This window comes from Terrabacter sp. P5_B1, assembly GCF_056400505.1.
Map to the genome: position 1 here is coordinate 1 of NZ_JBFULD010000180.1, position 8,467 is coordinate 8,467.

9 protein-coding genes and 2 pseudogenes are annotated in these 8,467 nt (G+C 63.2%); 4 read left to right on the forward strand and 7 right to left on the reverse strand.

The genetic code is table 11. From position 1 onward, the window contains the following. Positions 1-172: 172 nt before the first annotated feature. On the forward strand, positions 173-1,111 hold the full coding sequence (locus tag AC1DP0_RS13590; protein ID WP_478085084.1) for a radical SAM protein: 939 nt from the start codon (positions 173-175) through the stop codon (positions 1,109-1,111). Between the two features lie 15 nt (positions 1,112-1,126). Here AC1DP0_RS13590 and AC1DP0_RS13595 read toward each other — a convergent pair whose 3' ends face one another. The 3 genes and pseudogenes from AC1DP0_RS13595 to AC1DP0_RS13605 form a co-directional block, all read right to left on the reverse strand. Continuing rightward, positions 1,127-1,582: a hypothetical protein gene (locus AC1DP0_RS13595; RefSeq protein ID WP_478085091.1), complete on the reverse strand. Its 456-nt coding sequence runs from the start codon at positions 1,580-1,582 to the stop codon at positions 1,127-1,129. A 3-nt stretch (positions 1,583-1,585) separates the two neighbouring features. Next, positions 1,586-2,101: pseudogene (locus tag AC1DP0_RS13600) on the reverse strand (dCTP deaminase); the annotation flags it as partial. Beyond that, positions 2,055-2,543 carry an NUDIX hydrolase gene (locus AC1DP0_RS13605; protein WP_478085085.1) on the reverse strand — a complete coding sequence of 163 codons (489 nt, stop codon included), beginning with the start codon at positions 2,541-2,543 and terminating at the stop codon, positions 2,055-2,057. The pseudogene AC1DP0_RS13600 and the gene AC1DP0_RS13605, both read right to left, overlap by 47 nt. A gap of 97 nt (positions 2,544-2,640) precedes the next feature. On the opposite strand from AC1DP0_RS13605, the gene AC1DP0_RS13610 reads away from it, so the two are divergent. Next, positions 2,641-3,321, forward strand: coding sequence for a class I SAM-dependent methyltransferase (locus AC1DP0_RS13610; RefSeq protein ID WP_478085086.1), 681 nt, complete (start codon positions 2,641-2,643; stop codon positions 3,319-3,321). Between the two features lie 126 nt (positions 3,322-3,447). On the opposite strand, the gene AC1DP0_RS13615 is transcribed toward AC1DP0_RS13610, so the two are convergent. Both AC1DP0_RS13615 and AC1DP0_RS13620 read right to left on the reverse strand, forming a co-directional pair. Beyond that, positions 3,448-4,509 carry an alpha/beta fold hydrolase gene (locus tag AC1DP0_RS13615; protein ID WP_478085087.1) on the reverse strand — a complete coding sequence of 354 codons (1,062 nt, stop codon included), beginning with the start codon at positions 4,507-4,509 and terminating at the stop codon, positions 3,448-3,450. A 177-nt stretch (positions 4,510-4,686) separates the two neighbouring features. Further along, positions 4,687-4,971: an ASCH domain-containing protein gene (locus tag AC1DP0_RS13620; RefSeq protein WP_344060533.1), complete on the reverse strand. Its 285-nt coding sequence runs from the start codon at positions 4,969-4,971 to the stop codon at positions 4,687-4,689. A gap of 229 nt (positions 4,972-5,200) precedes the next feature. Here AC1DP0_RS13620 and AC1DP0_RS13625 point away from each other — a divergent pair, with 229 nt between their 5' ends. Together AC1DP0_RS13625 and AC1DP0_RS13630 are read left to right on the forward strand one after the other, a co-directional pair. Further along, the gene (locus AC1DP0_RS13625; protein WP_478085088.1) at positions 5,201-6,112 is read left to right on the forward strand and encodes a VOC family protein; all 912 of its coding nucleotides are present in this window, start codon (positions 5,201-5,203) and stop codon (positions 6,110-6,112) included. Between the two features lie 466 nt (positions 6,113-6,578). After that, entirely contained in the window at positions 6,579-6,977 is a 399-nt protein-coding gene (locus AC1DP0_RS13630; RefSeq protein WP_478085089.1) for a VOC family protein, read from the forward strand. Positions 6,978-7,608: 631 nt separating this feature from the next. On the opposite strand, the pseudogene AC1DP0_RS13635 reads toward AC1DP0_RS13630, so the two are convergent. Beyond that, positions 7,609-7,800, reverse strand: a pseudogene (locus tag AC1DP0_RS13635) (IS256 family transposase); the annotation flags it as partial. Positions 7,801-7,951: 151 nt separating this feature from the next. After that, positions 7,952-8,467, reverse strand: a 516-nt coding sequence (locus AC1DP0_RS13640) for a transposase (RefSeq protein WP_478085090.1), incomplete at its 5' end; no start/stop codon positions are given.

Below are 8,467 nucleotides of genomic sequence, written 5' to 3' on the forward strand. Positions count from 1 at the left end.
CTGTAGCACGGTCGGCTCTGACTCAGGACGCACAGCATCGGAGGGGCCTGAACGCTTCGCGGTCCATCGGATGGCCAGCTCGCGGCTCAAAGGGCCTCGCTTCTGCCCTCCTAGACCCCAGGTATATTCGCAATCCTCGTCCGAACTCCGCGGCGACCCCTAACGTGCATACATGAGCGCATCTCTTCCGCAAGTGCCCAGTGCTGACAACACGCGGTGGTGGGGTGGGGGCCCGGTAGTTCCACTTGACTCGCCCGCGCGCGCTCCGAAGGTGATCGATTTGGAGGTTACCGGCAGATGTCAATTGCGATGCGCCTTCTGTTGGGGTGCTGACCATGGCCAAAGAGAATCCGTGACAACGGAACAATGGGTCGCCCTTCTCGAACGACTCACACAAGACGGAGTTAAGAGGATCGTGCTTACTGGGGGAGAACCGCTCCTCTCCCCTGCCACCATTCTGCTGCTCCGTCGGGCCGGCGAACTGAAGCTCGTGAGAACACTTTCATCCAACTCGATAATCCTGCCTCGCTTGCGTGAAGTGCTGACCCTCGTCGACCATATAGGAATACCTTTGGATGCGCCCGACCCGTCTACTAACGAACAGATGAGGCCGCGATCCCTTGCCCACGATGGCTGGCGCAGCGCCATTAAGGGAATGCGCCTTGCACAAGCTGCGAACGTCGCGCTGATCATACGAATTGTCGCCGCTCGAACTAATCTGAGGCACCTCCGGCAAATTCTTGTTGTACTCCGTAGGGAGGGCGTGGATTTATCGAGGGCATCCACTCTTGTGAAGGTGTATCAGGTGACTCGGACTGGGCCCATCGCCAGCGGACTAAGCGATGCCCAGTGGTCGTCGGATTGGGCGGTAGACACGCGGACCTTTGCTGAAGCAGTAGAAGAGCTGAGGCGTGGGTTCCCCGAAGCGCGGATTACGGCCCAAGAATCGAGCGCGCACCTTGGTCGATATTTTCACGTGACGCCTCAAGGGGATCTCGTTACGACACGGGATGCCGCCGCTGGCGACAACGGAAGGGTGGTTCTTGGGAATCTGATACGGCACTATGAGTCTGCGCTCGATGCGTATACAACATTCAACTTGCCATATTAGAGACTCGAGTCTCGTCTAGGAGTCATTCGCAGGCTTGGACAGGGAGGATTGTATGGCGAGCGCACCCGCCGTAAAAATGGAACTAAGGATGATCAGGAGCACGATCGATACGATCTGCCAGTACTCCAACTTTCCCCCGGCCAGAAGGTTCCCGGCTATCCCGAAGCCGAGCGCCGCGAGCGTAGAGAGTGCCGCGATGAGGGCCCGCCACCAAACGCGCTTGCTTTGAGCGGCTGCTTCTCGTCGTTCTTCGTCCTCGTTACTGACGACAGGCGAGTTCGTCGCTGCGGTTCCAGGTGGCTTTGAGCGCACGTCATGATTGATTATATGGAAGGTCCGATTCACGGCCTTTGGGTTGATCGAGCTTAGGGATTCCCTCTCCCTTTCGCCAATCCGCGGCGGGGTCGGGGCAAAGGAGTCCTGAAACTTCCCCCGGTAACCAATCGGCTCGCCGACGACATTGCTAATCATCAACTGGACCATTGGGGCATACGGATATATGCGAACGGGGACTCGGTTCAGATTTACGAGCTGAAGCGGAAATGCCCAATGTATCCCAGCAGCGAACTTGGGCGCCAAACACGTAGTGATGATTCCCAACCTGGCGAAGGTGCTTCGTGTAAACACTAAGCCGACGAGGTCAGCAGGGAAGCATACCGCCTCAAGCGTCTGTGAGATAACAGGCTCATTGGGTTGCAGTTCGTACCCTTGCGCGCCTATCTCGAAGATCTCGTATGATTCGTCGAGGCTTTCGTGGATGTAGTCCAGCTGCGCGACCCCAGGGCGAAGACGCAGTGCGACTGGAGCCAAGCGCAAGTCCACTGAGTCTTCCGTTACCTGGCTGTCTACGTTAAATGGCTGATCCCCGTCGAGGCTGTGAATCTCTATCTCACCAGCACTGATTCTCCGGCGAATCTCTATCCCGCTTAGAAAGCCCAAGATCTCACGTCTCCCGGGTCGACTCGATATAGCGCGCAACCATGGGCACATTCAGCGGAAACAACCTGCCGCTCCGTAGGAGGTCCACTAGCTCTTGGCGAGAGAACCAGCGGTGACGAGACGCTTCAGGCGTAACAACAGGCTCACCGATGGCCGTAACGTGGAGGGCAACTGCGAAGTGATTTTGCAGCGCATCTACTACTAGGATGAGGGGATTTGAGACAAACAGTTCAGAGTCCTCGTGGACTCTGGAGTACGGGAGTTCAGCAAGCGCAGACGGCCCCAAAGTCATGCCCGTCTCTTCTCGCAGTTCGCGTGCGGCGGCAGCGCCCAGCGTTTCGCCTCGCTCGACCTTGCCTTGCGGTAGTTCGAGCCAACCGGAGTAAGGAGTGTCGTCCTTCGTTTTGGTGCGGGTCTGCAGGAGCAGTTTCTCCTCTTGACCGAAGATGCGGGTGACGAGCAGGGAAATGATAGGACGCTGTAGGCTTGTCACCAGACCTCCCTAGTCGGCATATCGAACTTGCACGCGAACGTACACTAGCGGTGCTGAGCGACGGCGTACCTGATTTGGGGTGAGGTAGGGGGTGCGGGTGGACGCACAGGTTGCCGGGGTGATCCGCGGGCTGGCAGCGGCGCATCGGGACACCTATGAGCTCTTGGCATCCGAGTACGAATCACGAGCGCCCCTCACACCGGCGATGGAGCGCGTCCTGAGCGAGTTTGCCGGCTGCGTCAACGGCGGAGGTCGCGTGCTTGAACTTGGCTGCGGCGTCGGCGAGGGGCTGGCCGTCCTAGGCGGGGCAGGGCTGACGGTTGATGGAGTCGACCTTTCCAGGGCGATGGTGCGACGCGCTCGGCTTCGCAACCCGGGAGCCACCGTCTTCGTGGGCGACTTCATGAGTGGAACGCCGGCCTCGACGTATGACGCTGTCGTGGCCCTTGCCTTCATTCATCTATTCCCTTCCTGGATCATTCAAACCGTGCTAGGGCGGATCCGCGATGCCTTGCGCGGCCCGGGGCGACAACTGCTGCTCTCGACCACAGCGACGCCTCAACGGGGCGAGGGTTGGGAGCCGAAGTGGGACTATCCAGGGTCTCCCCTGCGCTACCGTGTGCACTGGGATCCGGTTGCCCTGAAGAATGAGCTAGTCATCGGGGGATTCGAGGTCACGCGCGAGCAGTGGCTTGTTGACCGATCACAGAAGACATGGATTATTCTTCAAGCGCGAGTGGGCGCGCAGGGCCTTGGATGTGAGTGCGGCGCCGGGTGAGTCAAACGCGGACCAGGGTTATAGCGCCGAAGCGTGGTTCAAGTGGGCCGTGTCTTCAGAATGTGACCCGACCTCGGTCAATACCGTTCAGTGCCTGAGCCACCGTTGTCTGATCGCGTCTAGGATTCATTGAGTCTCGGTGGGCATGGCGGGCGGGATGGTCTGCTCGGTGCTGTTGATGGTGATGGTCGCGCCGAAACTATCTAGGTGTTCTCGCGGCGAACGACGCCCATCAGCGCCTCGGTACCGATCGTGCCGCACGAGGTAGTCGGCGTCCCCGCGGAACTCCTCGCTCATCTTCGTGGTCATGGATTCTCGCGTACGTCGCCGCGATCGCGGCCTGATGCCGTCTCGGCCCTTCCGCCCGAGACGAGTGCTGTTGTCGGGTCGGGGAGGCACGAACTCTCTGTCGGTGTTTTCCAAGATCAGTCGGGTTGCCTCGATCGGTGCATCCCATTGCGGAAAGTGACCGCACCGCTCGAACCAGTGCAACACGGCGTCAGGAAACAGCTCCGTGGCACGCGCGGCTTGGCTAGGCAGGGTCACCAGGTCACGCCGCCCCCACCCGATCGTGACCCGGCCAGGCACGGTGCCCGAGGGGGCGCCTTGCTGCTGGGGCCCTCGGGTCAACGCGTCCATCGCATCGCCCGTCGACGGGGCGTCGGCCAGCCCAGCCACATCCGGCAGACACGTCTCACGCGAGATCGCCCAGGGTCGCGCCGACAACTGGGCCAACAGCAACGTCCGCCCCGCGCGCGTGCCCAGCAGCGAGGGCACCGTGCCGCGCAACGCTCGGACCAAAGCAATCGACGGCCGCAGCGTGGCGCCGAACACGACGAGCTCGCGGTCACTCCAGAAACCGCCTGGGTCCAGAGCCACGGTGTCGCCACCGACTCCCCGCCGGGCGAGTTCGAGCACAATCCGCCCGCCCATCGACTGGCCAGCAGTCGCGACCCCGTCCAAACCCTGTTCACGGATGAAGTCCGCGACGGAGTCGGTCAGGGATGCGATCGAGACCTCACCCGTCAACGGCGGCGTGTCACCAAATCCCGGCAAGTCGACAGCGATGACCTCCCGGCGCTCGGCAAGATGCTCAAGGATCGGAGCCCACGACCGCCATCCCGCGCCCAGACCGTGCACGAGCAGCAGCGGCCGGCCGCGCCCACGACGAATGTAATTGAGCGTCATTCCAACGACGCTATCTCACGCGAATCCCCACGTCGTTGACGCAGCCGCGCCCATGGTGAGGACCGCTGGCATCCAACCGCAAACCCACCGCTCCGGCCGGACCGGCCGAAGCCGTCCCGGGCGCGCGGGCGGACCATGAGCCAGACCTTCCGCGCTGCGTCACACCGCCGCCTGTAGCTACACGACGTGGAACTCGACTCGGTGGACAAGGGTGTTGTCGCCGATCGGCCCGGCGTGGGCCGCCCTGTCCCGAAGAGACTCGCGATCGGCCTCGCCTGATGCGGCAACGTCGTCGTCGGTCACGGCCGAGAAGGGCAGCACCTCGATGGAGTCGATCTCGATGACGACGCCGGCAGTCCGGTAGCGGCCTCCCTCCTTAACCTGCGGCCTGCTCCAGAGCCTGATCGAGACCGTGACCTCGCCGCCGGCAACGCGCTCGCGAAGGTCTCGGCTGAACATCATCCCAACACGCTAGGTCCGCCTCCGGGCGCGCGTCGATGTAGCCCCTTCCCTGCCTGACGGCGCACGCGTTTCACTCACATGCAGCCGATGAGCGGACGTGTGTACTCCTCTCGTGGCGTTCACCCGGGCTGGGTGAGGCGGCCGTCCGGTTGGGTGGTGAAGTCTTGAGGTCGGGTCTTGCGTTGGGTGACACGGCGCGCTGACCGTGGAACAGCACCGGAGGTAGCAGATGGCCGAGGTCCCACCGCCCCACGAGGAAATCCTGCTCACACACTTCATCGTGTCGGACGATGTCGAGCGCTCTCGTCGCTTCTACACCGAAGTACTTGGGGGGCGGGTCGCCTTTTCCAGCCCCGGAGGGCCGACCAACGTCGCACTGTCCAATAGCTGGATCGTCATCAACACCGGCGCAGGCCCGACCGACGACAAGCCGGAGGTCACCCTGGAAACGCCTGGCGATCCGAATCGGGTGAGCAGCTTTGTCAACATCCGGGTCAAGGACGTGGAGACGGTGTACTCCGAATGGAGCGCGCGCGGTGCTCAGTTCCTGACACCCCCGAAGCCACACCAGTACGAGATCCGTTGCTACATCCGTGATCCCGATGGTCACCTGATCGAGGTGGGGCAGACCATCGATCCGCAGGGAGACTGGGTGCCAGATCACTGGCCAGCTTCTTCGCCCGCCGGCGAGCTCCCACCGCCCCCAGAGGGAATCGTGCTGGCGCACTTCATCGTGTCGGACGATGTCGAGCGCTCTCGCCGCTTCTACACCAATGTGCTCGGGGGAAGGGAGGCGTTCTCCGGTCCCGGAGGGCTCACGTATGTCCAACTGTCGAACAGTTGGATCATCATCAACGTCGGCGGAGGGCCGACCGACGACAAACCGGAGGTCACCCTGAAAACGCCTGGCGGTCCCCACCGGGTCAGCAGTTTCGTCAATATCCGGGTGAGGGACATACACGCTGTGCACGCCGAATGGAGCGCGCGTGGAGCGGAGTTCCTAACGCCCCCGAAGCAACACCTGTACGAGATCCGTTGCTATCTGCGAGACCCCGACGGTCATTTGATCGAAGTGGGGCAGACCACCGATCCGCAGGGAGACTGGGTGCCAGATCACTGGCCATCGAGCAGGTCTGAGTGACCCTCGCGACGGGGCGGAGGACTCCTCATCCTCATCACCACCGTGATCATCGGCACCCCATCATCGCCCGTGTCGGCGTCTCTTCGTCTGGGCCTATCGCACCGTCACAGTCGCCATGGCCTTGACGTTCCTGGGATCGGCTGCTGCGTTCGTCTTCTTCGACGCCGGCGGGTCGAAAGGTACCGACGCGTGGCTAGGTTCGGGTTTCTTCGTGGGGCGGCTTACGGGCTGTATCTGGACAGAGCCGTGGACGCAAATGGCGGGCGTACGTGAAAACCCAGCGCGGGGGATGTAGTTGTGGACACTCATCGAGGTCCTCTACCCGCCGGTGTGGGGATTCTCAAAGGAGTAGACGACCCTGCCGGCGCCCGGCGGTATCGGGATCAGGGCGCTCAGACCAGCGCAACGCGCCCTTCCGGACATGCCGCCAAGTGCGCGTTGTACGGGCCTGCTGGAGACTACAGCGATGACGACCATCCAACCTGAATTGTGGGTAGACGCCGGCGCCTCTGCGGTCAGCTTCTACGAGAACGCCTTCGGAGCCAGGCTGCTCCACAGGGCGGGCGACGGGGAAGACGTCGTCGCTCAATTGGCGATCGGCGAAGCCGTCTTCTGGATAGCCACCGCCGGTGCGAGTTCCGAGCGACTGGTCCCTCGGGACGTCGGCGGTTCAACTGGTCGAATCCTGCTTGTCGTGGACGATCCCGCGGCCGTGCAGGCGAGGGCGGTCGCGGCCGGCGCGACTGAGAAGTCGCCCGTCGATCAGGAGCACGGGTGGCTGGTTGGCCGGGTTCTCGATCCATACGGTCATGAATGGGAGATCGGCAAACCACTTGTCGACTGGCCTCCCGCGAACATCGGGTGACGCTTCCGTCCAACGCACGCAAATGCCGCGATCCGCTCGATCAAGCGATGGTCGTGGAAGGTGCTTCTAACCGCCGCATCAGAGCGACTAGCAGGACGCGACGGGTTCGACTTCGGCGACGGGACAGAGTCCATACTGTCAGAGGTCGCTGAGACAGTCGGTTCAAGGACATCTTCGAGGCTAGCGACTGGGACTTCCTGGTGTCGCGGCGGATAAGGCGAATGGCCGCGATGCATTGATAGCTGGCCTCGCATTTGCGCCGCCTCCATGCTGGTAATGGGCCAGGCCCAGGACCACGCATCACACCTGACTCGTGAGCTCATGACTGCACTGACCTCCGGCACCTCGGCGTCGGTGCCACGAGTCTCGAGTGAGATCCCAAGCCGCGATCACTGACGTCCTCTGGTCGGCGCAGCCGCGGTGAAGTCGCGCTCTAACAGGTCCCCAAGCCAAACCGCTACCTCAGAGCCTTGGAGGGGGGGACCGGGGTGTGGGCGAGCCGTCCCCGGACCGCGTGGTCGAAGCGCTGGGCACGCGTGCGACCCGCGAAGGTGCAGCCGCTGAGGCCGGGAGCGTCCTTGGTCAAGTCCCGATGCGTGGTGTACGACGGTGATCCGTTGAGGTTGTTCTTTTAGGTGCCGATGGCGCCGGCGATCAGGTCGGTGGCCACCTCTTCGGTGGGGGTGTCGGACTCGCGGTCGGTGACGACGGCGCGGGCGCTCTTGAGGGCCTCCAAGCCGAGGTAGCGGCGTTGCTCGGCCCACTCGTCGTGCTGCTCGGCCAGGACCGCTCCGACGAGCCGGATCACGGCGTCGCGGTTGGGGCGCCGCTCTCGTCAAGCGGCGGTGGAGTTTGCCCTTGGCAGTGGAGGCTTCCGGGCTTGCAGGTCGCGGATCATGGCTCGGTACACGACGGCAGCGAGGTGGCGTTTCAGGCACCGTCGAGCTTCGGCCGCGCTCTTGCCCTCGGTGCGTTTACGCGCGAGGTAGGTGCGCGCGTCTGGGTGCCATCGCGCTTTGTGTTCGGGCGATCGTGAACAGGGCACGGATGAGCTGCCGGTTCCCGCCGCGGGCGAGCCGGTGCCGGGTGGTGTTGCCGCTGCTCGCAGGGACGGGCGCGGCGCCGGCGTGGGCTGCGAAAGCGGCCGCGGAGGGAAAGTGCCTGGGGTCGTGCGTCTCGCCGAGGATCTTCGCGGCGGTCAGTGGTCCCACCCCCGGGATTGCGAGCAGGTGCTCATGTACGTCTAGGTCAAGCTGGTTGGCGATCAGCGCACGCAGCTCGGCGATCTCCTTCTCCAGTGAGCCCAGTCGCCGGATCGCGACCAGCGCCAAGTGGGCTCGCACCGGGTCGCTGGTCCTCTCCGCCATCGCGAGCTGACGGGCTCGCTTCACGGCTGCCTTGCTGGTCAGCGCGCCGGTGACTGCTCGATGGCCGGGAGAGAGGCCGATCAGCAACGCGTGCAAACGATTCCGCACTCGGATCTGCTCCTG